The organism is Haloarcula sp. H-GB4, from assembly GCF_030848575.1.
Lineage (GTDB): Archaea > Halobacteriota > Halobacteria > Halobacteriales > Haloarculaceae > Haloarcula.
In genome coordinates, this window is the sequence record NZ_JAVDDX010000001.1 from 16,437 (window position 1) to 40,478 (window position 24,042).

The 24,042-nt window shown below is 65.5% G+C and carries 22 protein-coding genes and 1 other RNA gene; 19 read left to right on the top strand and 4 right to left on the bottom strand.

The window, feature by feature from the left end; genetic code table 11:
* The first annotated feature begins 112 nt into the window (after positions 1–112).
* Together rnpB and RBH20_RS00110 are read left to right on the top strand one after the other, a co-directional pair.
* Positions 113–593: RNase P RNA component (rnpB, locus tag RBH20_RS00105), an RNA gene on the top strand.
* A 61-nt stretch (positions 594–654) separates the two neighbouring features.
* Complete coding sequence (locus RBH20_RS00110) at positions 655–1,266, top strand: rubrerythrin family protein (protein WP_306704278.1); 612 nt, start codon at positions 655–657, stop codon at positions 1,264–1,266.
* Positions 1,267–1,417: 151 nt separating this feature from the next.
* On the opposite strand, the gene RBH20_RS00115 is transcribed toward RBH20_RS00110, so the two are convergent.
* Positions 1,418–1,927 (bottom strand): hypothetical protein, encoded by a 510-nt coding sequence (locus tag RBH20_RS00115; RefSeq protein WP_306704279.1) that lies wholly within the window; start codon positions 1,925–1,927, stop codon positions 1,418–1,420.
* A 205-nt stretch (positions 1,928–2,132) separates the two neighbouring features.
* Between RBH20_RS00115 and uvrB the strand changes: the two genes are divergently transcribed.
* From uvrB to RBH20_RS00185, 14 genes are all read left to right on the top strand, one after another.
* Positions 2,133–4,193 carry an excinuclease ABC subunit UvrB gene (gene uvrB, locus RBH20_RS00120; protein WP_306704280.1) on the top strand — a complete coding sequence of 687 codons (2,061 nt, stop codon included), beginning with the start codon at positions 2,133–2,135 and terminating at the stop codon, positions 4,191–4,193.
* 155 nt (positions 4,194–4,348) lie between these two features.
* A complete protein-coding gene (gene cbiT / locus RBH20_RS00125) occupies positions 4,349–4,954 on the top strand; it encodes a precorrin-6Y C5,15-methyltransferase (decarboxylating) subunit CbiT (protein ID WP_306704281.1) in 606 nt (201 codons plus the stop codon).
* The gene (locus RBH20_RS00130) at positions 4,951–5,748 is read left to right on the top strand and encodes a cobalt-factor II C(20)-methyltransferase (RefSeq protein ID WP_306704282.1); all 798 of its coding nucleotides are present in this window, start codon (positions 4,951–4,953) and stop codon (positions 5,746–5,748) included. Before cbiT ends, RBH20_RS00130 begins: the two co-directional genes overlap by 4 nt.
* Positions 5,741–6,619, top strand: a complete 879-nt coding sequence (locus RBH20_RS00135; RefSeq protein ID WP_004964950.1) for a cobalt-precorrin-4/precorrin-4 C(11)-methyltransferase — start codon at positions 5,741–5,743, stop codon at positions 6,617–6,619. Before RBH20_RS00130 ends, RBH20_RS00135 begins: the two co-directional genes overlap by 8 nt.
* Positions 6,619–7,590 (top strand): cobalt-precorrin 5A hydrolase, encoded by a 972-nt coding sequence (gene cbiG / locus RBH20_RS00140; RefSeq protein WP_306704283.1) that lies wholly within the window; start codon positions 6,619–6,621, stop codon positions 7,588–7,590. Before RBH20_RS00135 ends, cbiG begins: the two co-directional genes overlap by 1 nt.
* Before the next feature lie 156 nt (positions 7,591–7,746).
* Positions 7,747–8,511: an SDR family oxidoreductase gene (locus RBH20_RS00145; protein WP_306704284.1), complete on the top strand. Its 765-nt coding sequence runs from the start codon at positions 7,747–7,749 to the stop codon at positions 8,509–8,511.
* A gap of 222 nt (positions 8,512–8,733) precedes the next feature.
* Entirely contained in the window at positions 8,734–9,660 is a 927-nt protein-coding gene (locus RBH20_RS00150; RefSeq protein WP_306704286.1) for a precorrin-3B C(17)-methyltransferase, read from the top strand.
* Between the two features lie 2 nt (positions 9,661–9,662).
* Entirely contained in the window at positions 9,663–10,751 is a 1,089-nt protein-coding gene (gene cobJ, locus RBH20_RS00155; RefSeq protein ID WP_306704288.1) for a precorrin-3B C(17)-methyltransferase, read from the top strand.
* Positions 10,751–11,023, top strand: a complete 273-nt coding sequence (locus RBH20_RS00160) for a ferredoxin (protein WP_306704289.1) — start codon at positions 10,751–10,753, stop codon at positions 11,021–11,023. The genes cobJ and RBH20_RS00160 overlap by 1 nt, the downstream gene beginning before the upstream one ends.
* A complete protein-coding gene (locus RBH20_RS00165) occupies positions 11,020–11,679 on the top strand; it encodes a cobalamin biosynthesis protein (protein ID WP_306704291.1) in 660 nt (219 codons plus the stop codon). Before RBH20_RS00160 ends, RBH20_RS00165 begins: the two co-directional genes overlap by 4 nt.
* Complete coding sequence (locus tag RBH20_RS00170; RefSeq protein WP_306704293.1) at positions 11,676–12,899, top strand: CbiX/SirB N-terminal domain-containing protein; 1,224 nt, start codon at positions 11,676–11,678, stop codon at positions 12,897–12,899. The genes RBH20_RS00165 and RBH20_RS00170 overlap by 4 nt, the downstream gene beginning before the upstream one ends.
* Positions 12,900–12,925: 26 nt before the next feature.
* Complete coding sequence (locus tag RBH20_RS00175) at positions 12,926–13,297, top strand: DUF3209 family protein (protein WP_306704295.1); 372 nt, start codon at positions 12,926–12,928, stop codon at positions 13,295–13,297.
* Positions 13,290–14,555 carry a PQQ-binding-like beta-propeller repeat protein gene (locus tag RBH20_RS00180; protein ID WP_306704297.1) on the top strand — a complete coding sequence of 422 codons (1,266 nt, stop codon included), beginning with the start codon at positions 13,290–13,292 and terminating at the stop codon, positions 14,553–14,555. Before RBH20_RS00175 ends, RBH20_RS00180 begins: the two co-directional genes overlap by 8 nt.
* Before the next feature lie 134 nt (positions 14,556–14,689).
* The gene (locus RBH20_RS00185; protein WP_306704299.1) at positions 14,690–15,373 is read left to right on the top strand and encodes an Rnase Y domain-containing protein; all 684 of its coding nucleotides are present in this window, start codon (positions 14,690–14,692) and stop codon (positions 15,371–15,373) included.
* Positions 15,374–15,382: 9 nt separating this feature from the next.
* Here the strand turns inward: RBH20_RS00185 and RBH20_RS00190 are convergent, their stop codons facing one another.
* From RBH20_RS00190 to RBH20_RS00200, 3 genes are all read right to left on the bottom strand, one after another.
* Positions 15,383–16,093 (bottom strand): CbtA family protein, encoded by a 711-nt coding sequence (locus RBH20_RS00190; protein ID WP_306704301.1) that lies wholly within the window; start codon positions 16,091–16,093, stop codon positions 15,383–15,385.
* Entirely contained in the window at positions 16,093–16,299 is a 207-nt protein-coding gene (locus tag RBH20_RS00195; RefSeq protein WP_058993123.1) for a CbtB domain-containing protein, read from the bottom strand. The genes RBH20_RS00190 and RBH20_RS00195 overlap by 1 nt, the downstream gene beginning before the upstream one ends.
* Before the next feature lie 69 nt (positions 16,300–16,368).
* Positions 16,369–18,516 (bottom strand): VWA domain-containing protein, encoded by a 2,148-nt coding sequence (locus RBH20_RS00200; protein WP_306704304.1) that lies wholly within the window; start codon positions 18,514–18,516, stop codon positions 16,369–16,371.
* 35 nt (positions 18,517–18,551) lie between these two features.
* Here RBH20_RS00200 and cobN point away from each other — a divergent pair, with 35 nt between their 5' ends.
* Genes cobN through RBH20_RS00215 form a run of 3 tightly spaced genes read left to right on the top strand, consistent with a single transcriptional unit; the run spans position 18,552 to position 23,962 of the window.
* Positions 18,552–22,439: a cobaltochelatase subunit CobN gene (gene cobN, locus RBH20_RS00205; RefSeq protein WP_306704306.1), complete on the top strand. Its 3,888-nt coding sequence runs from the start codon at positions 18,552–18,554 to the stop codon at positions 22,437–22,439.
* Positions 22,429–23,208, top strand: coding sequence for a precorrin-8X methylmutase (locus RBH20_RS00210; protein ID WP_058993117.1), 780 nt, complete (start codon positions 22,429–22,431; stop codon positions 23,206–23,208). Before cobN ends, RBH20_RS00210 begins: the two co-directional genes overlap by 11 nt.
* Complete coding sequence (locus RBH20_RS00215; RefSeq protein ID WP_306704310.1) at positions 23,201–23,962, top strand: cobalt-precorrin-7 (C(5))-methyltransferase; 762 nt, start codon at positions 23,201–23,203, stop codon at positions 23,960–23,962. The genes RBH20_RS00210 and RBH20_RS00215 overlap by 8 nt, the downstream gene beginning before the upstream one ends.
* Positions 23,963–24,042 lie beyond the last annotated feature (80 nt).

The following is a 24,042-nucleotide window of genomic DNA, read 5'->3' on the forward strand; positions in this document are numbered from 1 at the left end:
TTCGCGCTTTTTTCATCGACGTTTTTCAAGGAGCGGTTCGCGCGAAGCGCGAACCCGACGCCGAAAAAGGTCGTTGGTAAGCCTTATTCGCGGCACTGGCGTACCTGTTGGTGGCAGCGGGAGGCCGGCTCCCGTGGCGCAAGCCATGAGGAAAGTCCCCCCACCTGTCGGACAGGTGACCGGGCGCAAGCCCGGGGCGGAAGACCGTCGGCTCTGGAACAGCAACGACACGTCGTCGCCGGACCGATGAGGTGTGCGAATCCCGAGCGAGGCTGGTCGTGCCCCACCAGACGGTGCGGCACGCGGCCAAAGCGAGGGAGAGGTAACCCACCGAGGGCAGTCGCGACCCGGTGACTCCGGGGCGCGCGTTCGTGGATCACAGTTGTGCTCCACACGTGGGCCATCTTCGATGCCCCACGCATTCCGTGGGCCGTCTGAGACGCCCCACGCTTCCGGCGACGGACCGATGGAACGGCGAAACCTCACCGGTGCAAGGCCGCGTCGACAGGTAGTCCGACGCTGCGCGCAAGCGCTGGACGTGGCCGCTCAGCCGAATGCTGGCCCGAACAGAAGGGGGCTTACTCCCCGCAGCCACATGAGCCTTCTAGCGGCGGGTCCGATGGTTACAAGCCCGCGCCGGCCACAGGCCAGAGTATGACCGCAGCCGACCTTATCGACGCAGTTCGTGACGACCAGCAGACGGAACTCTCCCGACTAGGGTCTTCGAAGACACTGTACGCCGACACCCGCGGCGAGATGGAACCGGACGTGGTACTGGCGGCGGCAGCCGCCCGCGAGCAGGCGGCCCACGACACGTTCGATGCCTGGAGCGACGACGAGCACGACGACGCGGCGGCGCTGTTTGTCGATGCGGCAGCCGAAACGGCCGAGCGCCGTGACAGCACTGATGCCGAGCCGGTCGACCGGACGCCGGCAATGCACGACGTGCTTGACGACTTCAACGGGACGGTCGAACGCCTCGGCGGCTTCGTTGGCTGGACGCTTGTCGATAAGAAGGTCAAGGAACAGTACACCGGCTTCTTCACCGGCCAGGCGGACCCACAGACGGCGAGTACGTTCCGCAGCGCCGGCAGCGACGTGGTGGACTTCCGCGATGAGGCCGCCGAACTGCTCGATTCCGTCTGCGAGGATGACGACGACTGGGACGCCGCGGAGGCGGCTGCTATTGATGTCATTTCGACGGCCTACGACGAGTACTTCGAGACGCTGGAAGACCTTGGTGTGAACCCGAAACCGGTCTGCTGACGGTTCTTCGTGTCCGCGCCTCGTTGCGGGAGCGCCAGATAACGACGCTTCAGTCGTCTCCGCTTGGCCCCTGTCCGGAGTCTGGACTCCGCTCGGCGGGCCCACCATCAGCCGCGGTCTGGCCGCCGCTTGGCCCGCTGTTGCTATCCACTCACCCTGACCGCTTTGCCTGCTGTCCGAGTAGCCGGTCCGCCAGACCGCCTAGCCACTTGAACGCGACATTGACGTAGAGGCCGACGAGGAACGGGACACCGGTGGCCAACTGCGACGACGCGAGTTCCGTCGAGCCGAGTGCCAGACTGCCGAACTGGTAGACGCCGACAGCCAGGAGCCAGGCGGCGGGAATCCGCATCAACATCTCGGCGAGGTTTTCGAAGTCGCTCCACTCGTCATAGTCGTCGAGTGAGGTCATCAGTTTCGTGAAAACATAGCCCAGCGCACCCAGGCCCGAATACAGGAAGACAGCCACCGGTATGATGACTCCCGGCCCGCTACGGCCGACCGTTCCGGTGAGTAGCTCACGGCCGCCCGTTCCCGCTGCCATCGCGATGCCGACAGCGGTCAGAACGAAGAACAGCCCGATAACGGCCCAGTTTCCGACCGACCAGTGCCCACTGAGGGGGATCTTCTCGCTCTCGGTCGATGTTTCTGTCTCACCCATGTCAGATATTCGGACATGAAACAGAATAAAACTACAAGACTGTTTATACTCCGCCTGAATCGTATTGGATGCTTACTTTCGAGACTAACACTGTTGCATCTTCTTCCCGTCTCCGGGCTGTCGTATCACCTTTACAACACAGGCCGACTGGTCCGGTCTTACATGAACCACGCGGCTCAAGTCCGTCCAGCCCGATGTATGAGTAATGAGCGACACCGGCGGCCCCCTCTCTATCGACCGACCAGATGTCGACCGCCAGTTCCGTGTCGACGCCCCGTTCGACCCCGCGGGCGACCAGCCTGAGGCCATCGAACAGCTGGCGTCGGGCTATCGCCAGGGGATGGACCGACAGACACTGCTCGGTGTGACCGGCTCCGGGAAGACCAACACCGTCTCGTGGGTCGTCGAGGAGATCCAGCAGCCGACCCTCGTTATCGCCCATAACAAGACCCTCGCAGCGCAACTGTACGAGGAGTTCCGCGAGCTGTTTCCGGACAACGCCGTCGAGTACTTCGTCTCCTATTACGACTACTACCAGCCCGAGGCCTACGTCGAGCAGACGGACACGTTCATCGATAAGGACGCCTCGATCAATGACGAGATCGACCGGCTGCGCCACTCTGCGACGCGCTCGCTGCTTACCCGGGACGACGTCATCGTCGTCGCGTCGGTGTCAGCCATCTACGGGCTCGGTGACCCGCGCAACTACATCGACATGTCCCTCTCGCTCGAAGTCGGACAGGAGATCGAGCGCGATGAACTGCTCGGTCGGCTGGTCGACCTGAACTACGAGCGCAACGACGTGGACTTCACGCAGGGAACCTTCCGCGTGCGCGGGGACACACTCGAAATCTACCCGATGTACGCCCGCTACGCCCTGCGCGTGGAGTTCTGGGGCGACGAGATCGACCGGATGCTGAAGGTCGACCCGCTGGAGGGCGAGGTCAAAAGCGAGGAGCCAGCCGCTCTGTTGCACCCGGCGGAGCACTACTCGATTCCGGAACAGCGGCTCCAGCGAGCTATCGACGAAATCGAGAAACTGCTGGACCAGCGAATCAGCTACTTCGAGCGGCAGGGCGACCACGTCGCCGCCCAGCGCATCGAGGAGCGGACCACGTTCGACATCGAGATGATGCAGGAGACGGGCTACTGCTCGGGCATCGAGAACTACTCGGTCCACCTCTCGGACCGCGAGACGGGCGAGGCTCCCTACACCCTGCTGGATTACTTCCCCGATGACTTCCTCACCGTCGTTGATGAGTCCCACCAGACACTCCCCCAAATCCGCGGCCAGTTCGAGGGCGACAAGAGCCGCAAGGAGAGCCTCGTCGAGAACGGCTTCCGCCTGCCGACGGCGTTCGACAATCGCCCGCTCACTTTCGAGGAATTCGAGGAAAAGACCGACCAGACGCTGTACGTGAGCGCCACGCCGGGCGACTACGAGCGCGAACACAGCGACCAGGTCGTCGAGCAAATTGTCCGTCCGACCCATCTCGTCGACCCCGCCGTCGAAATCGCCTCGGCGACGGGACAGGTCGAGGACCTGCTAGAGCGCATTGACGACCGCATCGAACGCGACGAACGGGTGCTTGTGACCACACTCACGAAACGTATGGCCGAGGACCTCACGGAGTATCTCGAAGAGTCCGGCGTGAACGTCGCCTACATGCACGACGAGACAGACACGCTGGAACGGCACGAACTCATCCGCTCGCTCAGGCTGGGCGATATCGACGTGCTGGTCGGCATCAATCTGCTCCGGGAAGGACTGGACATCCCGGAGGTGTCGCTCGTGGCGATTCTCGACGCCGACCAGGAGGGGTTCCTGCGGTCGGAGACGACGCTCGTCCAGACGATGGGCCGGGCCGCCCGGAACGTCAACGGTGAAGTCGTGCTGTACGCCGATGAGCGCAGCAACGCCATGCAGTCGGCCATTCAGGAGACCCAGCGCCGCCGGCGCATCCAGCAGCAGTACAACGAGGAACACGGCTTCGAACCGACCACCATTGAGAAGGAAGTCGGCGAGACGAACTTGCCGGGCAGCAAGACCGATACTGGCGGCATCTCCGGTGACGGAGCGAGCGACGCCGACGAAGCCGCTCGCCAGATCGAACAACTGGAAGAACGGATGCAGGAGGCCGCAGACAATCTGGAGTTCGAACTGGCGGCGGACATCAGAGACCGTATCCGGGAACTGCGGGAGAAGTTCGACCTAGACGGCGGTGACGACAGCGACGGCGTGCCGGCACCTGGGCCGGAGTTCTGATTCGGGTTCTGGGCTCCGCTCTGGCATACTCTGCTTGCACTGCTGTCAACCAGCCTGCCGACTCGCTTCCGTCTCCGCCACCGACGCCGCTGTAATCCGTACTTGGATTAACACAACCAAAATTGTTTTACGCGCTACTGCAGTTGTATAGCGTGATGTCTCGCGTCTCGCTCCCACACGATGCGAAGGCCGGTCCCACCAAGCCGGAGGTCCGGGCCGTCCTCGCTAGCAAACTCGCTCTCACCGGGTCCGACCACTTCGCGGAGGTCGGTTCCTGTACCGGCGCCGTCACCATCACGGCGGCGCGCCAGGCCGGGCGGGTCACTGCGCTCGAACGCAAGGGGAATCGACTCGACGTGACTCGCAAGAACCTCGCCGCCAACGATGTCGACGCCGACGTCGAGTTGCGCGAGGCCGAGGCCCCGGAGGGCTTGCCGGACGACGCCGACGCCCTCTTCCTCGGCGGATCACGCAACTACGAAGCCATTCTCGATCACGCGGTCGAGACCGGCGTCGACCGAATCGTAATGAACGTCTCGCGGCTCGAAGTCGCCGGTGCGGCGACGGAGGCCTTCCGCGAACGCGACATTCTGGAGGAGGTCGTCCAGTTCCAGGTGAGCCACGGCTACGAACTCGCTGGCGCGACGAGTTTCAACTCGGAGAACCCGGTGTACATGCTCGTCGGCAGCGCCAGCGAGGACGTTGCCGCCGACGGCGGGTCACCGTCTGAGACTGAGGCGACCGACGGAGGCCAGCAATGACCCTCTACGGCATCGGCCTCGGTCCCGGCCAGCCCGATCTGGTGACTGTCCGCGGGAAGCGCGCACTCGAATCGGCCGATGTGGTGTACTCGCCAGGGCGGCTCTCGCGGTCGGTCGCGACCGAGCACGTCCCTGAAGAGCGCATCGGCGATCTCGACTTCCCGATGACACGTGACGAGGACAAGCTCCGGACGGCCTGGAAGGAAGCCGCCGCCGAGATCGCGCCGACCGCCCGCGACGGCGACGCCGCCTTCGTCACGCTGGGGGACCCGAACGTCTACTCGACGTTCGGCCACCTCCGGCGAACGCTCGCGGCGTTCCACCCTGAGGTCGATCTCGAAGTGGTGCCCGGCGTCAGTGCTATGTCGGCATTTGCGACCGCGCTAGGCGTCGAAATCACCGCCGGGTCGAGTCTGGCGCTACGGGAGGCCGACCGCGGCGCGTCGCCGACCGGCCCTGACCGGATGATTCTGTTCAAAGTGACCGACGCGCCGGCCACTCACGAGGGACTGGTCGAGGCCGGCTACGACGTGGTGTACGGCCGCCGGCTGTTCATGGAACAGGGCGAGACGGTCGTGACCGACGACCCGACCGACATCGACGAGCGAGACTACTACACGCTGGCCTACGCCGAGAAGCCCGAGACGCGCGTCAAGCAGGCGACCGACGCCTTCCTCGAAGCGGCCGACGAGAGCGGTGTCGTGACCGACGGCGGCGAGCAGTCTATCGGTGAACTGGCGAGACAGGAACGCTCTGAAGCCGTTCTCTGCGGCGACGAGGTGAAGCATGACTGAGGAACCGAGCGAGACGGACCCACAGACGGCAATCGACTCCGTCGCCGGGAACCGAGACGACCGCGTGTACGAGTACAGTGCTGGCGACGAGCAGGAGGGTATTCCCTTCGTCGGAGCCGGGCCCGGCAACCCTCGGCTGCTGACCGTCGCTGGCCGGGAACTCCTAGCCGACGCCGACCTCGTGGTCCACGCCGGATCGCTCGTCAACAGCGAACTGCTGGAGGAGTACTGCGAGGACGCCGAAACGGTATCCTCCATCGGCAAGGACCTCGAAGAGCTGATTCCGCTGATGCGGGACGCCTACGAGGCCGGCGACACCGTTGTCCGCCTTCACAGCGGCGACCCCGCCATCTACGGCGCGGCCTTGGAGCAGATGGACGCGCTCGAACACGAGGGCGTCCCGACCTACATCGTCCCCGGCGTCACCTCCGCCTTCGCCGCCAGCGCAACGATGCGAACGCAGCTGACGCTGAACGAGGTCGCCAACCACGTCGCCTTCACCCGCCCGCAGGGCAAGACACTGGACGAGGACGAGGACCACATCTCCGAGTTCGTCGGCATGGGTGACGTGACGACCTGTATCTATCTGGGCACCCACGCCGTCAGCGAGACGATGGACCGGCTGCTCGAAGACGGCCACGACCCCGAAACCCCGGTAGCGGCCATCTATCACGCGTCCTGGCCCGACGAGGATGTCATCGAGGGGACGATAGCTACCATCGGTGAGAAGCTGGAGGATGCGGGCTATCGCGCTTCCGCGATGGTTGTCATCGGTGACGCTGTCGGCGGCGAGGACTACGAGCGGTCGTTCCTCTACGGCGACTGGGCGAATCGTGGGAGCGACGCGGATTCACAGGAGGCTGATGACTGATGAGCACTGACACAGACGACGAGTCCGGTTCGCATGGTTGCAAAGCACCCGATTCAGACGGTGAAGTAGCCGACGACCTCGCCATCGTGGCCTTCGGGCGGAAGATGGACACGGCCGAGGACATCGTCGACGGCATTGGCGACCGTTACGAATCCATCGACATCCTCGAATACCACGGCGACGTGTTCGAGGAGTACTGGGGCGAGTACGACTGTTTCATCGGGCTGATGGCGAGCGGTATCGCGATGCGCAAGACCGCCCACCTGCTCGACGACAAGTGGGACGACCCAGCCATCTGTGTCGTCGACGAGGAACTCACGTGGGCCATCCCCATCACCGGCGGCCACCACGGTGCGAATCAGGTCGCCGACGACCTCGCAAGCATGGGCGCGGTGCCGGCGATGACGACCGCGAGCGAGGCCGCCGACAAGCAGGGCGTCGAGAAGCAAGCCAAGGCGCTGGACGCTCACGTCGTCAACGGCGACTCGACGGTCGCGACGAACCTCGCCGTGCTGGACGACGAACTCGGTCCTATCGAGCGCCTTGACGGACCAAAGGCCGTGCTGGTCGACGATGACGTGACGGTGCTCAAACGCAACAAAGACGAAGGCGTCGTGCTCGGGTGTGGCAGCGTCGCCGGAGCGGATGTCGAGCAGTTCCACGCGGCCTGGGAGCAGGCACTCGACGAGGCTGACCTCGACCGCGACGACGTGGAGTTCATCGCGACGGGTACCCGGAAGGCCGACGAGGAAGGGATGCTCGCCGCCGCCGAAGAGTGGGGACTGGGCGTCATCGCCTTCGAGAAGGAGACCTTGGAGGAGTTCGAGGGACCGACCCCCTCGCGGTCGAAGGAACTCATCGGCTGGCCGGGCATCGCCGAGGCGTCAGCTATCGCCGCCGGCAGCGAGCATGACCTGCTGGCTGAGAAGAGCCGCTACGCTGAGGCCGTGACCGTTGCTATCGGGCGCTAACCTCGCTTTCTGCAGAAATTGGGTTTTCGTCTCGTCTTTTCGTCACCGAGCAGCTACTGGTCTATCTCTGGCAGCCATCCTACAACTGTCCCGGGTTCCTGTCACTGTACAACTCTAAACTTATTTATTATGTGCGCCTGTGATGACAAATGACGCATGACAACACTACTCGAAGACCAGGTGGCGGTCGTTACGGGCGGCGCAAGCGGGTTCGGCCGGGCCATCTGCCGGCGGTACGCGGAGCACGGCGCAGACGTTATTGTTGCGGACCGACAGCAGGACCCTCGCGAGGGCGGCGAACCGACCCACGAACTGGTCGAAGCCGAGACCGACCGGACGGCGCATTTCGTCGAGTGTGACGTAACCAACCCCGACGATCTGGAGGTGGCCGTCGCCGCGGCCGAGGAACTAGGCGGTATCGACATCATGGTCAACAATGCCGGCATTTCCGAGATAGCGGACTTCTACGAGACCACGGAGGAGGACTACGACCGTCTGATGGACGTGAACACCAAGGGCGTGTTTTTCGGTGCGCAGGTCGCGACTGAGGCGATGCGGGAGAACGGCGGCGGCACCGTCATCAATATGTCTAGCTCCGGCGGCATCCGCGGGACCGGCTTGTTGGTCAACTACTGCACTTCGAAAGGCGCAGTCCGCCTGTTCACTTACGCGCTTGCGGACCGCCTGAGCAACTACGATATCCGGGTCAACGCCATCCATCCGGGCTACAGCAAGACCCAGATGTTCGAGGACGAGCGCATTGACGACACGACCAAGATGATGCTGAAAGAACTCATTCCCTCGGGCCGCTTCGGCGAACCCGAGGAGATTGCCGACGTGGCGACGTTCCTCGCCAGCGATATGGCCTCCTACGTCAACGGTGAGAGCGTTGTAGTCGATGGGGGACTGACGAACACCTGACCGAAGCAGCTATTGCACTGTTTGCGGTGTGATTCGCAGATGCGAGGACGGTTGAACAGCCACTGCTGTCGACTCCTTCCCGAACTCGAATACAACCAAACTATCCCCTCCCAACACCTGCGCTTGGACTAGTACAAGCACAATTGTTTTATGCGAAAGCGGCGTTGTACTCACCATGCGCCACAGTATCGAGATTCGACCGGCGGTTCTCGGAGACCGAGGATGAGCAGCGACGGACGCCAGTCGACAGCGGCCGCGGCCGAGGCGACGCGTCCAGCCGACTACGGGACACTGTACGTGGTCGGCATCGGGCCGGGCCTCCCCCACGACATGACTCAGCGGGCAAAAGACGTCATCCAGACCGCTGATTGCATCATCGCCTCGAACCTCTATCAGGAGTTCCTCCGGAAGGACGGCACGCTCCCGCCTCAGTCGGCTGAACTCGACGGCGAAACCGATGACGGCGAAATCGCTGGCGAAGAAGGGGCCGTACTGGAGCGACCCGACGGCAGCCGGCAGACACTTATCCGGTCGTCGATGGGCAAGCAGGTCGAACTCGCCCGCGAGGCATTCGAGCGGGTTCGCGCCGGTGAGGACATCGCCCACGTCTCCGGCGGCGACCCGAACGTCTACGGGAAGTCCGACCTGTTGTTTACGATGGCCGACGCCGACGACGCCGACGATGTCCCCATCGAGATTGTTCCCGGCGTGACCGCGGCGCTGTCGGGGGCGGCGAACCTCGGCGCGCCGCTATCGAACGATTTCTGTACGATTTCGCTGTCGGACAAGTGGCGCGGCTGGGACGAAATCGAGGAGAAGCTCCGGGCGGCCGCAATCAGCGGCTTCGTCGTCGTCCTCTACAACTGCTGGCGCGACTATGAGCGGGCCGTCGATGTTCTCCGCGAAGAACGGGCCGACGACGTGCCCGCCGCTATCGTCAACGACTCCGGCCGCGGCGAGGCCGGGCGAAATCTCGACGACGAGACGGAGACCATCACCACGCTCGGCGACCTGTCCGAGCACGACGACAAGGTCGGCGGCATGGGCTCGTCCATCGTCGTCGGCACCCACGAGACCGAAGTCTGGCGCAACGACTACCAGGAGTTCCTCGTCACCCCGCGCGGCGGGCGTGACGTCGACGATTTCTAACAATGAGTACTGACAACACCACTGACGCAAGTACCGAGACAGAATCGAAGTGCGGCGCAAGCGAGGCGCGTAGCGCCTCGGAGACAGAGAGCAAGGCGGAGACAGAGACCGATACCGCCTCCAAGTGCGGCGCAAGCTCGGCGAGTTCATCGACGGAGACAACGCCGGACACAGGCGACGACAGCGCCTCGAAGTGTGGCGCGTCATCATCGTCCGAATCGTCGTCCTCGTCCAGCAGTAGTTCCTGCGGCGCGTCCTCGTCCAGTGAGTCGGACGAAGAGGAAGAAGTCGGTGCGACCGTTGACGACTTCGACGCGGAACCGGGCCAGCTCATCGCTGTCGGCCTCGGTCCTGGGCAGCCGGAAGGGATGACCGCCCGCGCCCGCTCCGCGCTACTGGACGCCGAACACATCGTGGGCTACACGACCTACGTCGAACTGCTCCCCGACGAAATCACCGACGGAGCCGACGACATCTACAACACGCCGATGTGCGGCGAGGTGTCCCGGACCGAGGAAGCCATCGACCGTGCGCTTGCGGGCAACGACGTGGCCATCATCGGCAGCGGCGACCCGAACGTGTACGCGCTGGCCGGCCTCGCACTGGAGATCATCGAATCCAAGGGCGCGACGGCGACGATGCTCGACTTCGACGTGGTTCCGGGCGTCCCGGCCGCCCAGTCCTGTGCGGCCCGCGTCGGCGCGCCGCTGGTCAACGACACCGTCTCCATCTCGCTGTCGGACCACCTCACCGATATGCCGACCATCGAGTCGCGACTCCACGCCGTCGCCAAGGAGGGCTTCACCATCACCATCTACAACCCGTGGAGCCGCAAGCGCCGGGACAACTACGAGAAGTGCTGTGAGATCCTGCTGGAACACCGTGACCCCGAGACGCCGGTCGGTGTTGTCCACGCCGCCGGCCGCGAGGACGAACAAGTCGAAATCATGGAACTCGGCGAACTGCCCGAACTCGGGGAAACCGACCTCGTCGACATGACCACCACACTGCTCGTGGGCAACGAGGACACCTACGTCTGGGACGACCGGATGGTGACCCCGCGGGGCTACGAGACTAAGTACGACTACTAATGTACCGAATCACTATCGACCGCGACGCCTGCGACGGGGTCTTCGCCTGCCTCGTCCGCGATGACCGCTTCGTTGAGGACAGCGAGGGCCTGGCGGCCATCGAGACGGACGATCAGGCGGCGATCGAAGCCACCTTCGACGACGACCGGCGGGACGACGCCGAGCAGGCCGCCGCGGCCTGTCCGCTGGACGCGATTCACGTGGAATCTGTCGAGGAGGACGCTGGAGCCGTTGACGTACCGGCCACCGACCGCGAGGAGGTCCAGCCATGAGCGTCGAAACCGGTGCACCGAACGATATGCTCGCAGCGCACCCCGAAACGGCGTACTTCTGGGGCCGGGTTGCCGGCGACGGCGAGTGTGAGGACGGCTGTATCACTGTTCGGACGAACGACGAGACGGCCGCCCGGCGGCTTGCCTCCATCGCCGGTGCGGAGCGGGCCGACCGCCGCATTGTCGAGCGTGCGTATGCCCACGACACTTCGATTACCCGGCAGGAGGAGGAGTTCACGGTGCAGGTCGTCGGCGGGCTCGCCGACCGCGCCAGCGCCGCACTTGGGCTCCCGTTTGACGGCGATTCGGGCGGCTACCGCTTCGACGCGCTGGCTGACTACGACCGCCCGCTCCTCCGCGGCCTGCTTGAAGGCTGTGGCACGGTGTGTTTCAAGTCCGATGACGAGGCGGTCGGTATCTCCTTTGTCCATGAGGACGAACGACTCCTCCGGACGATCCAGACGCTGCTCGACCGCTGTCCGGTGGATGCGCCGTATGACGACCTCTCGGAGACGTCGTCGGGCTACTGGTTCGGCGTGGACGACGATGCGGCACCTGCTCTCGGTGACTGGCTGTACGAGGGCAGCGAGGAGACGGGGCTGTTTGCACCGAGTCGGCGGCGCAAGCTCCGGAAAAGCATCGAACGAGTCCGATGAGCGAAGCTATCTCCGCACCCGAGACGCTGGACGACGAAGCAGTGCTGCTTGCTGGTCATGGTTCCCGGCGCGAGAAGTCGAACGAACAGGTCCGCGACCTTGCGGTCGAACTGGAGGGCCGACTCGGCATCCCGGTCGACGCGGCCTTTCTCGAACTGGCCGAACCGGCCATCGACGAGGCCATCGCGGGGCTGGCCAGAGCCGTCTCGGAGGTGTCGGTGGTCCACCTCTCCCTGTTTGCCGCCAGTCACGTGAAAAACGACGTGCCGCTGGCCGTCGAACAGGCACGTGAGGCCCACCCTGAACTGACCATCAACAACGGCGCACATCTCGGTGTCCACCCGGCCCTGCTGGACCTGCTGGATGACCGCGCGGCGGCCGTTGAGGCCGAACTCGGCGTCGACCGCGAGGAAGACGACGTGGCCGCCGTCGTCTGCGCCCGTGGCTCCAGCGACCCAGACGCCAACGCCGACGTACACAAGCTCGCCCGGCTGCTGTACGAGGGCCGCGAGTTCTCGCGGGTCGAGGCGTCGTTCATCGGCGTTACCGAGCCGTTGCTCGATGACACGCTACACGACATCGCCAAGACACGGCCCGACGCGGTCGTCGTCATCCCGTACATGCTCGGTGACGGCGTGCTGACCGGCCGCATCAAGGACGGCGCACGCGAGTTCGACGAGGAGTACCCCTACGTCGACGCCGCACCGGGCGAACCGCTCGGAACGGATACCCGCTTGCTGGATGTGCTGGGTGACCGCTGGCAGGAAGCAAGAACGGGGAGCGTCGAGATGTCCTGTGACACCTGCAAGTACAAGGTGGAACTCGACGGCTACGAGGAGGATCAGGGCGGCGCTCGCGCGATGCTCCGGGCGCTGACCCATCAGGCCGAACACGCCGACCGCGAGAACGTCGACGATGACCCTCACGTCCACGACGCCCCGGAGAAACACGTCGCCGTCTGTACGAACCAGACCTGCGCTCAGGACGGCGCGCCGGCAGTCCTCGAACGGCTGCGCCAGGCCGCCCGCGACAGCGACCAGTGCGACGCCCGCATCACGCGGTCGTCGTGTCTCGGTCGCTGTGGCGAGGGGCCGATGGTCGCCGTCTACCCCGACGGCGTCTGGTACGGCGGCGTCGAAGACGAGGACGCCGCCGAGATTGTCTCCTCACATCTGGACCGCGACCGCATTGTAAGCGAACTCGTCGACCAGACGCTTTGAAAGTACACACCCGATTCAAGACACACATGAGCTGCTACGAAATCGAGGCCCTCCGACTGGGTCTCATGAACGTTCTCGGCACCGAAGACGACCACGCGCGCCAGCACGCGGAACAGGAGCTGGAGGGCCACATGACCGGCCCGATAAAGGCCCTTGCGGGCGCGAAGACGCTCGCCGCTATCGAGCGCCACCTCGACGCCGCGCTCGTGGATCTCGAAGAAGAGATCGCCGCAACCCCCGAAGACGACCCCGAGTACGACTACCTCCGGGGCCGACTCGTCGCTGTCCGCGACGCTGAGCGGGCGGTGTCGCGCATCACCATGCAGGGCGAGGATGTCCTCGCTGGGCTCGGTGAGGCCCACGACGTGCTTCACGAGGCTTTCCCGATCGATGAGTAGCCAGCGCGCCCCGACTGCAGATCTCGGGGACGTAGCACCGGCCCGTTCGCGCCATCAGGGCCGCCGCTCGGCGGTCACGCTGACCAATGGCCTCGCAGTCGTCGGCACCGCCGACGGGGGCCTGCAGGTGTTCGACGTGTCGGCAGACTCCAGCCCGCCACACCGGCGCTGGCAGTACGATACGGATGGCGAACCAAGCGTCGTCGCGGCGGTACCCTTCGACGACGGCGTCGTCGTTGGCGAACGCAGCGTCCGCGGCGAGATCCGCTGTCACGATGCCGATGGCGACCTGCGATGGCAGTACGAAACCCGGACAGACCTGGGTGACCCACAGCAGGACACACGGTTTCTGCTTCCCTTCGTCGCCAGCCTCGCCACTGACGGTGACCGTCTCTACGCCGCTGCCAGACGGTACGAACGCCGAACCGACGATGACGGGAATGATCTCCGCCACTTCGAGAGCCTCGTCTATGCCTTTGCACCCGACGGCACTGTCGACTGGACCTACCAGACCGACGGTTCCCCCATCTCGATCGACGCCGACGGGAACCGCGTTGCTGTCGCGTACAACCGATGTCCCGGCGACCACCAGCACGGCCTCGTCGTTCTTGACGCCGACGACGGCGACCCGCGCTGGATGTGGGACCCCGGGACCGACGGCCAGCGCCGCGTCGGCGACGTTGCGCTGCTGGCTGACGGCGCTGTCGTCTCCAGTCACGGCGATTACCGCGGCTACCGGCTCGACAGCGGCGGCCGAGAGTGCTGGCGTGTTCCACTGGCGACGCCGACCGACGTGGCCGGTGACACCGTCTACGCGTACCCGAACCACGTCCACGCGACGGACGACGGCGCGGTGTTCGTCACCGGCAACACGTATCCAGAGGACGGTCGTGAGACCGACGCCCGTCACCCGGACGAGCACACCGCCGTTGGTGTCTCACCGGACGGTGACCGCCGCTGGGACGCGCCCGTGGGCGGCTTCGCCAGCGGGCTGGGCACCGACGGCTCGTTGCTGGCTGTTCCCGGCGCGCAGAACTTCCGGGACCGCGATGCCGACGACCACGCGCTTCGACTGTTCGATGTCGTTGACGGTCCCGTCGACACGTTGGATACGGATGGCGTCGTGACGGCGGCCGCAGTCTCTAACGGGACCGCTGTTGCTGTCGAGGAACCGGTCGTCTACCACGATGAGGGTCATGAGCGTGGTGCGTACCGGTTGCATCGAATCGAGACATCCGTCGCTGATGCGTCGACGTAGCGACTTGTACTCTAACGGCACTCCAGACGACTTTTTGCTCAGATGTCCTGTCCCCGGTTTGGCTCCGATTACTGTGTTATGTGGTGTCAAACTAACCGTTCGATAGTCGTAGCATTTCGGTATGGGTGCCCAGTATGGCCGATAATACAGACCCGGATCACGAGGAGGCACAGCCGGCAGCGGACGCCAAAGCTGACGACGACAGCACCGTCGACGACCGCCCAACCGAGCGCGAACGAGAGTTCGCGCAGATGCAGCGACGGCTCAACGAGCGGGAGATGGGCCTTGACCAGCGGAGCGCGGAACTCGACCGGCGCGAAGAGAAGATTGATACCCATGAGGCGGAGCTGGACCGACGAGAGGCGGAACTGGACGAGCGGGAGTACCGGCTCGATGAACGCGAAGCCACTCTCAACGACCGCGAGACCGACCTCGACGAGCGCGAGGCTGAACTGACGGAGTACGATGCGCAGTTGTCCGAACGTGCCACGGAACTCGACGAGCACGAGGAGACGCTAAACACCTACCTTTCGGGGCAGATGGCGGATGTGGAAGCGTCGATTACGGAGACGATGCACGATGCACTGGACCGGTACGAGGCGGACCGGTCAGCTGGTCGGTTCGGCCCGACCGGCACGATGCTCGTCGGGCTAGCCGGCGTGGCGCTCGTCGTCGCCGGCATCGGGTTCGGCGCGCTGGCATCGGCCGGCACGGCCCCGTTCAGCGTCGGCGGGACGACAGCGAACCTCGTTCTCGCCGCTGTTATCGGTATTGTTGGGCTGGCGCTGAATCTCGGAACAGTTGCCGGAAAAATCTGAATCGCGTCGTCAGTCTGCCGTCGCGGAATAGTCTAGGTCGTCCACAGCGGCGGTGTCGTTCTCGCCGAGCCAGGAGTGCACACCAGCGATGGTGGCCCACAGCACTAGCTGACCGAACACGACTGTCCAGCGGTAGGCCGCGACGAGCGCGGCAGGTACGTCACCATGGACCGGGTTTGCCGGTGCGAGCGCGACTGGAACCGCGAGCAGTGCGAGCGGCAGCGCCATGGCTCCCAATCGAACGGCGGTATGGTGGCGCGCCGTCCGCTGATACGCGAGTCCGGCGAGCACTGCGACCAGCGCACCCAGTGCCATCAGGCCGGCGTACCAGGCGAGGCGTGTCTCTGTCCCGAGCGCCTGTTCGACGCCCGGTGGCTGTGGCGGCAAGACGAGCCACGGCGCGCCGGAGACGGTGAGAAAGCCGGCTCCCGCAAGCGCCAGTCGCTTTGTCGCCCCCGAACCGGGGATCGCGGGTTCGAGGAAGAAGTACGCCATTCCGAAGGCTGCAACGCCGAACAGCAGGCCCCAGAGGACGCCGCCGCCGATGCTCGCGACGGTCGTCGTGAGTTCGGAGACGACGGGGCCGCCCCCGCCGTGGCTGTGTTCGAACGTCTCCAGCCCGGCGGTGAAGGCGTTCCCGACCGTTGCGACGAACAGGCCGTAGACCAGCCCACCTGCCACGCCGGCCATCGCGCCGCGTTCGAGGTAGTCAGTCGCCATCAGTGGCAGGTGATGCCGGCGCTGTGTCGGAAGTTGTGTAGTGAGTCGTGCAACATTGGGTCTTGCACGAACAGCAGCGTGAAGCCGAGCGCCGCCACCAGCGCGACGGCGATGGCGATCTGTGGGCCAGTCAGTGACGCCTTTGCGCGTTCGATACGGTCGTACACGCTATCCGTTGCGTGTTTGGTATCAGTGTCATCCTGCATTGAAATCTCGTTTGTATTAAGAACAAGTAAGATTGTAAAACTTCCGCCTGATACAGCGCCGATCAAGAGCTACTGGTCGCCGGCGACGGCATTGACGCGCTCGGCGGTCAACGCGTCCAATGAGACAACTGACGCGTCCGTTTCCTCTGCAACAAGGTCGAGCAATCCAGCGCGCCCCGCGTCGCCAGCATTCACCACAACGGTCCGGTTGGCTTCCTCACCGAGCGTTCGCGCCGCGGTTCTGGTCGCCGCGACCGGACTCCCGTCGGCGGTGTTCGCCCGGCCGTCAGTCACGACAACGACGACGCCGGCGTCCGGGTCCGCCCGGTCGAGTACCTCGCAGGCGGCCGTCAGCCCATCCGGCAGCGGCGTCCGGTCGCCGGTCGGGAGGTCCTTCAGGTGCCGGGCCGCCAGCGAGACACTGTCGGTCGGCGGGAGGACCACGTCCGCGCCCTCGCCAGCGAAGGTGACGAACGCGACCTGATCGCGGGCCTGATAGGCGTCTTTCAGTAGTTCCAGCACGGTACCCTTCGCGGCTTTCATTGCTGGGCGCATTGACGCGCTCGCGTCGACGGCAAACACGACCAGCGTTTCGGCGTCGCCTGCGCGAACGGACTTCCGGAGATCTCGTGACTCGACGCGACCACTCCCACGGCTGGCCGCCGCTCGGACCGACGCCGCGGCGTCGACCTCGTCGTCGCGGCCGGCGCGCTCGGTGCGGACCGTTGCGCCGCGTTTCGTTCCCGTTGCGCTCGCACGGCCGCTCGCGCTCCCGCCGTCCGTGTCGACCGACGGGGCGTCCACGTCGGGTGCGCCGCTGTCGCCGACTGCGGCACGGGACTGGCCCGGCAGCAGCGGGGTCGCGTTTTCGGGGTCGGACTCCCCCTGCTCGTCACCATCGTCCCCTGCCTCTCCCTCGCCGTCGCTGGCTTCAGACTCCTGCTGCTCGCCGTCGCTGTCGGCTGAAGCGGGCGTCGGCTGCTGGCCGCGCTCGTCTGACTCGCTGTCGCCGTCCTCAGTGGATTGCTCCTCGTCGTCTGGCTGCTGTTCCTGTTGTTCGTTCTCATCTCCATTGCCCGCAGAATCATTCCCGTCATCTGCCGGTTCGCCGCCGGCCGCTTCTTCCTCGTCGTCCGCGTCGCCTTCCTCACCACCGTGCTCTCCGTCTTCGGCGGACTCCTCCTCAGATTCGCCTTCCTCGTCCTCGAAGTGATCGTCGAGCACGTCGTCCACGTCCGGTGCGTCCTCAAAGGGCCGAGAGGTGAGCCGGTGGGGGAGTGCGAACTCGGCGGCGCGTTCGATATCCGATTCCAGGACTGTCGTTCGCCCGTCCAGCGCGGCAAACGTCCGGGCTGCCCGCGCTGTGGCGATGTCGCCGCGATGGCCGTCGAGACCTGCGTCTCGGCAGAGTTCGGCGATCTGTTTTCGGAACTCGCGGGCAAGGTCGACCTCTGGGAGCAGGTCGCGGGCGGTCCGCAGCCGCTCGCCCGGACTGCGGTCGGGTTCGGTCCGTGTCTCCTCGTCGCCGTCTTCCCCGAGCGCTTGGTCGATGATGGCGACGCGGTCGTCTATGTCTTCGCAGGCGCTGACCTCGGTCTGGAGGGCGAAACGGTCCCGCAACTGCGGACGGAGGTCGCCCTCCTCGGGGTTCATCGTCCCGACGAGCGTGAACTCGGCGGGGTGGGTGACGGTGACGCCGTCGCGCTCGACCCGGTTCTGGCCGCTTGCGGCCGCGTCGAGCAGCACGTCCACGAGGTGGTCGTCCAGCAGGTTTACCTCGTCGACGTAGAGGATGCCGCGGTTCGCGCGGGCGAGCAGGCCGGGGTCGAACTCGTGGTCGCCGTCGAGCGCGTCGGCCACCGACAGCGTCCCCACGACCCGGTCCCGGGTCGCGCCGAGTGGAAGCGTCACCAGCGGAACCGGCCGCGTCTCGACAGGTGGGTCCGTACGCGCTCGACAGTCTTCGCATTGCTCGTCAGGGCGGTCGGGCGGACAGCCGTAGGGACAGTCCGCGACCGCGCGTTGCTCGGGCAGCAGATCGGCGAGCGCGCGCACCGCTGTCGACTTCGCCGTTCCCTTCTCGCCGCGGACCAGCAAGCCGTCCAGGTCGTCGTCCGTCGCGACGGCCAGCAGGCCGTCCTTGAGGTCGCGCTGGCCGACGACGGCCGCGAACGTCGGTCCCTGCGAAGCTTTTTTGCCCGCGCCGAATACAACCATACTTGTATTAGTGCAAACGGAGATTTAATAACGTTATGCCACAGCTAGGACTCTACACCGCGACGGAGAACGAACTCGGGGCCGTCCAACGGGCTGCGGGCGAGGTCGACGCCGACCTCGTCGTGCGCTCGGAGAGCGACCTCGACGACGAGCCAGCGGTCGAGGCGTTCGTCGATGAACTGACCGACGCCGACGCCGTCATCCTCTGGCTCCACGGGGCCGAGGACAGCATGCCCGGCTACGACCTCGCCGTCGAGCGGCTGCGCGAGGCCGGCGTCCCGCTCGTGGTGAAAGCGACGGGTGACGCCTTCGCCTTCGAGGACACATCGGTCCCCGATGAGCACCGAGAGACCGTCTACGACTACCTCGACAAGGGCGGGGCGAGCAACGTCGCCAACTGTGTTCGCTACCTCGTCGCGCAGTACGGCGACGCCGACCCCTCGTACGACGACCCGGTGACACTCCCGACAGAAGGGGTGTATCACCCCGACCACCCCGGCGCGAGCATCGAGGACCTGCGGGCGACGTTCGACCCGGCGAAACCGACGGTCGCCGTCTGGTTCTATGAGTCACACTGGACCCACGAGAACACCCGGTACGTCGACGCGCAGGTCCGCGCCATCGAGGCCCAAGGCGCGAACGCGCTCCCGATTTTCTGTGAGCCAGCAACCGACGCCGAGGGCCAGTGGAACGCCGAGCAGGTCACAGAGGAGTGGTTGCTGGATGACGATGGCTCGCCCCTTGTCGACGCCGTCTGCTCGTCGTTCATGTTCTCGCTGTCGATGGACGAACGTGGCCGCAGCGCCGACGACGAGGGCCAGAGCGCACAGGACGTGTTCCTCGACAAACTCGGCGTCCCGGTCATCCAGACCGTGACGACGATGCGCTCGCGCTCGCGCTACGACAGCAGCGACACGGGCGTGATGGGCTTCGAGCTCGCGCTCTCGGTCGCACTCCCGGAGTTCGACGGCAACGTCATCACACACCCCATCTCGGGCAAGGAGCGGACCGACGACGACGCCGATATCGGGAGCGCGCCGAAACAACACTTCCCCATCGACGACCGTATCGACCACGTCGCACGGTTGGCGGTCAACTGGGCCGAATTGCGCCACACCCCGAACGATGAGAAAAACGTGACCGTCGTGCTGCACAACTACCCGCCCAGCGACGACGGTATCGGCACGGCGTTCGGGCTGGACTCGCCAGAGAGCACAGTGAATCTGCTGGAGGAACTGGACGCTCGTGGATATGACCTCGGTGACACGATGCCCGATAGCGGCCAGTCGCTGGTCGAGCGCTTGACCGCACAGCTCACCCTCGACGACCGCTGGGTCGCTCCGGAGGATGTCCGTAAGCTGAGCGTCGACACCGTCTCGCCGACTCAGTACGGCGAGTGGTTCGAGACGCTTGATGAAGACTTCCGCGAGAACGTCGTCGAGGAGTGGGGCGACCCACCGGACCGCCCGTTCGCGATTCCCGGCGTGGAGTTCGGCAACGTCCTCGTCACTGTCCAGCCCCCGCGCGGGTTCGGCATGGACCCGTCGAAGGTGTACCACGACTCGGACCTCCAGCCGCCCCACGACTACGTCGCCTTCTACCGCTGGCTCCGCAACAGCTACGAGACGGATGCCGTCGTCCACCTCGGGACCCACGGCAGTCTGGAGTGGCTGCCCGGCAAGACCGTCGGGCTAGACGGCGAGAGCGCGCCGGACCAGCTCATCGACGACATTCCGAACGTCTACCCGTACATCGTCAACAACCCCGGCGAGGGAACGCAGGCGAAGCGCCGGTCCTACGCCGCCATCGTTGACTACCTGACGCCGGTAATGGCCAACGCCGGGACCTACGACGACCTCGCCGACTTGGAGGAACTGGCTGACCGCTACCGCGAGGCCGGCATGGAGGACGCCCGGACCGACGACGGCGAGCACCTCGCCGAGCAGATCCACCAGACTGTCGACGAACTGGACCTCGCCGTGGAACTCGGTATTGCTGGTGAGATCGACGAGAAAGCCGACGTGCGCGGCCCGGACGAAGCCGGGTCGACGCTGGCGGAGGGTGACGTGGACGGTGCGGAACTCGACATCGACGCCCTCGTCGAACGGGTCCACGAGTATCTCACCGATGTGAAAACGACCCAGATCCGGAAAGGCCTGCACACGATGGGTGAACCGCCCGCAGACGACCGACTGGTCGACTATCTGGTCGCACTCACGCGGCTCGAAAACCCCGGCGCGCCGTCGCTCCGTGAGAGCGTCGCGGGTGTCCTCGGCGTCGACTACGACAAGCTCCGGAACGCCCCCGGCGAGTACGACGAGGCGCTGGGGATGACCTACGCTGAGGCCGCCGACCACGTCCACGAGACGAGCAAGGACCTCGTCCGGACGCTGGCCGAGCACGACTTTGACGTGCCCGAGAGCGAACTCGAAGACAGCACCTCCGAGGTGAATATGAACCTCCTCGTGGTCGATATCGAACCGCTCGGCGATGCCCGCGTGCGGTCGGGCGCACACGAAGACCTCCGCGAGGCGCTGGCCTACATCTGCGACGAGGCGGCCCCGCGGGTGGCCGGCGCGGCCGACGAGATTCCCTGCACCGCCGACGCGCTGGCGGGCGAGTACGTCCCGCCCGGCGGCTCCGGCGCGCCGACCCGCGGCGGCGTCGATCTGCTTCCCACAGCCAGGAACTTCTACACGCTGGACCCGCGGAAGGTCCCGGCCAAGACGGCCTGGGACGTGGGTAGCGAGGTCGCTGATGGCGTTCTGGAGCGCCACGAAACGGACGAAGGCGAGTACCCCGAGGAAATCGGCGTCGTCGTCTGGGGCACGCCGACGGTCCGGACCCGCGGTGAGACCATCGCACAGGTGCTTGCACTGATGGGCGTCGAACCGGTCTGGTCCGACGCCGGCCGCGTCGAGGACGTGGAGCCGATTCCGCTGGACGAACTCGGACGCCCGCGAATCGACGTGACGACGCGCGTTTCCGGCCTGTTCCGTGATGCGTTCCCTGCGGCTGCAGGGGTCGTCCACGACGCCGTTGACGCCGTTGTCGACCTTGATGAACCCCACGAGATGAACTACGTGAAGAAACACGTCGAGGAGGAGACCGACGACCTCGTCGCCGACGGCATGGACGAGGGCGACGCCGAGAGCGCGGCGAAACACCGCGTCTTCACGACCCGACCCGGCGGCTACGGAGCCGGGACCAACAAGGCCGTCGACGAGGGCAACTGGGACGATCGCTCTGACCTCGCCGACGTGTACGTCCAGTGGGGCGGCTATGCGATGGGGTCGCGCGGCCGAGTGAGCGACGCCCACGACGCCTTCGAGCGCCGCCTCTCCTCCGTCGACGCGACGGTCAAAATCGAGGACACCGCCGAGCAAGATGAGTTCGACTCCTCGGACTGGTATGCATTCCATGGCGGCTTCATCTCCGCAGTCACGGAGATCGCCGGCGAAGAACCGAACTCCTACGTCGGGGACTCCTCGGACCCGGACAATGTCGACGTGTACACCAACGAGGAGAAAGTCCGGAAGGCGATGCGCGCCCGCGTGCTCAACCCCGCGTGGCTCGATTCGATGGAGGAACACGGCTACAAGGGCGCTGGCGACCTCTCGACGACGGTCGACGTGGTGCTCGGCTGGGACGCCACGACCGACGTGGTCAGCGACACCCTCTGGGAGGACGTGGCCGAGCGCTACGCTTTCGATGAGGACCGTCAGGACTGGCTCCGCGACGTGAACCCCTGGGCGCTGGACTCGATCACTGACACGCTACTCGAAGCTATCGACCGCGGGCTCTGGGACGCTGACGACGACACCCGGGATCGCCTGCGAGACCTGAATCTGGAAGTCGATGGTGACCTCGAAGCACGCAACAGCGGAGCGGAACGACCGGAGGTGTCCTCAGATGACGACTGATGGCGCGACGCCGGAGGCGTCGCGAGACGGAGGCGGTGAAACCGCCGACGCAGATGATGCGACAGACGGTGACGCGAACAGCGACGATGACTTTGAGGAGTACGCCGACCTCGGTGCGACCACCTCGAACGCAATGGACATCGCGGAGACGTCGATGGACCGCGTGCGCGAACTCGTCCCGGACGAGACGCTGGCCGACCGGATTCGCCAGAAGTCCGTCCATGCGACCGGCGACCCCGAGTTCCAGCACCTCGTTCGTTTCACCGGGGCGGACGACGACGAGCCGGTGCGGACCGGCGCGCAGGCGGTGCTGGACGAACAGCCTATCGTCACCGATATCACGATGGTCAAGGCCGGCATCACCGGCCGCGGCCACGACTGTCCAGTCAAGAAGGCCATCGGCAACGGCGCGGAACTAGCCGCCGAAACCGGGATGACCCGCACGGCCGCGTCGGTCCTCGAACTCGACAAACAGGGCGTCTACGACGGAGCCATCGCCGTCGTCGGGAACGCGCCGACCGCCGCGCTCGCACTCGCGGACTGCATCGAGGACGGCACGCGCCCGGCAGTGGTCGTTGCCACGCCTGTCGGCTTCGTCAAGGCGGCCGAGAGCCGGGAACGGCTCCGCGAGGTCGCCGCCGAGCACGGTGTCCCGACTATCACGAACGTCGGCCGCCGCGGCGGGAGCGGGCTGGCAGCCGGGTTGACGAACGAACTGGTGCATGTCGCCAGCGACGTGCGCGAGGGCGAGGTCTCTTTCGATGACTGAGGACGACTACGACCTCGACTCTGGCCCGGACCCGGCCGATATTGCGGCGAGAGCGCCCGAGGACCCTGACGCGGACGGGCCGGTCCATGCTGTCGGCATTGGCCCGGGGAACACTGACTTCCTGACGCCGCGCGGTGAGCAGGCGATCCGCGAGGCCGATGTCGTCGTCGGCTTCGAGACGGTGGTCGATTTCGTCGCCGACCGGACCGACGCGGACCTGCTGACCTGTGGCTACCGGGACGAACTCGACACCCTGGACGCTTTCGCCGAGCGCGTGGCCGACGGTGAGCGCGGGACTGCGGTCGCGATGGGTGACCCGAATCACTCGGGCTATCAGTTCGTGGGGAAGGTCCAGCGTGCTGTCGACTGTCCGGTTCGTATCGTGCCGGGCATTTCCTCGCTCCAGATCGCTGCCAGTCGGGCACGGACGCCGATGGAGGACACGACGTTTGTCACGCTACACAAGAGCGGTGACCTCTCATCCGATCTCGACCGGCTTCGGAGCGATGTCGGCGACCGACACCTGCTCGTGTTGCCGCGCCCGTTCGACCTGATGCCTGAGGACATCGCGGCCGAACTGTTGGATGCCGGCGGCGACCCCGAGCTACCGGCGCTGGTCTACGAGCGGCTCACCCACGACGATGAGGCCCAGACAGCGACGACGCTCGGCGACCTCGCAGAGGATGCCGGCGGTGACAGCAGAGAGGACACGCGGTTCTCGGACCTGTCCGTATTCGTCGTTCGGCGGGACTGAGATCTGCAATATTTGCCGCTCGTCTCCAGGACCGTCAACAATGAGTCGAGGTTTTCGGAGTGGAATCTGTGTGTCCTGTA

Bases quoted from the DNA above. Each gene is read 5' to 3' on its own strand.
- RBH20_RS00175 (WP_306704295.1), top strand. From the start codon at position 12,926: ATGAGCTGCTACGAAATCGAGGCCCTCCGACTGGGTCTCATGAACGTT.
- RBH20_RS00195 (WP_058993123.1), bottom strand. From the start codon at position 16,299: ATGCAGGATGACACTGATACCAAACACGCAACGGATAGCGTGTACGAC.
- RBH20_RS00145 (WP_306704284.1), top strand. From the start codon at position 7,747: ATGACAACACTACTCGAAGACCAGGTGGCGGTCGTTACGGGCGGCGCA.
- RBH20_RS00185 (WP_306704299.1), top strand. From the start codon at position 14,690: ATGGCCGATAATACAGACCCGGATCACGAGGAGGCACAGCCGGCAGCG.
- RBH20_RS00160 (WP_306704289.1), top strand. From the start codon at position 10,751: ATGTACCGAATCACTATCGACCGCGACGCCTGCGACGGGGTCTTCGCC.
- cbiT (WP_306704281.1), top strand. From the start codon at position 4,349: ATGTCTCGCGTCTCGCTCCCACACGATGCGAAGGCCGGTCCCACCAAG.
- uvrB (WP_306704280.1), top strand. From the start codon at position 2,133: ATGAGCGACACCGGCGGCCCCCTCTCTATCGACCGACCAGATGTCGAC.
- cbiG (WP_306704283.1), top strand. From the start codon at position 6,619: ATGAGCACTGACACAGACGACGAGTCCGGTTCGCATGGTTGCAAAGCA.
- cobN (WP_306704306.1), top strand. From the start codon at position 18,552: ATGCCACAGCTAGGACTCTACACCGCGACGGAGAACGAACTCGGGGCC.
- RBH20_RS00210 (WP_058993117.1), top strand. From the start codon at position 22,429: ATGACGACTGATGGCGCGACGCCGGAGGCGTCGCGAGACGGAGGCGGT.
- RBH20_RS00115 (WP_306704279.1), bottom strand. From the start codon at position 1,927: ATGGGTGAGACAGAAACATCGACCGAGAGCGAGAAGATCCCCCTCAGT.
- RBH20_RS00150 (WP_306704286.1), top strand. From the start codon at position 8,734: ATGAGCAGCGACGGACGCCAGTCGACAGCGGCCGCGGCCGAGGCGACG.
- RBH20_RS00130 (WP_306704282.1), top strand. From the start codon at position 4,951: ATGACCCTCTACGGCATCGGCCTCGGTCCCGGCCAGCCCGATCTGGTG.
- RBH20_RS00135 (WP_004964950.1), top strand. From the start codon at position 5,741: ATGACTGAGGAACCGAGCGAGACGGACCCACAGACGGCAATCGACTCC.
- cobJ (WP_306704288.1), top strand. From the start codon at position 9,663: ATGAGTACTGACAACACCACTGACGCAAGTACCGAGACAGAATCGAAG.
- RBH20_RS00110 (WP_306704278.1), top strand. From the start codon at position 655: ATGACCGCAGCCGACCTTATCGACGCAGTTCGTGACGACCAGCAGACG.
- RBH20_RS00180 (WP_306704297.1), top strand. From the start codon at position 13,290: ATGAGTAGCCAGCGCGCCCCGACTGCAGATCTCGGGGACGTAGCACCG.
- RBH20_RS00170 (WP_306704293.1), top strand. From the start codon at position 11,676: ATGAGCGAAGCTATCTCCGCACCCGAGACGCTGGACGACGAAGCAGTG.
- RBH20_RS00200 (WP_306704304.1), bottom strand. From the start codon at position 18,516: ATGGTTGTATTCGGCGCGGGCAAAAAAGCTTCGCAGGGACCGACGTTC.
- RBH20_RS00215 (WP_306704310.1), top strand. From the start codon at position 23,201: ATGACTGAGGACGACTACGACCTCGACTCTGGCCCGGACCCGGCCGAT.
- RBH20_RS00165 (WP_306704291.1), top strand. From the start codon at position 11,020: ATGAGCGTCGAAACCGGTGCACCGAACGATATGCTCGCAGCGCACCCC.
- RBH20_RS00190 (WP_306704301.1), bottom strand. From the start codon at position 16,093: ATGGCGACTGACTACCTCGAACGCGGCGCGATGGCCGGCGTGGCAGGT.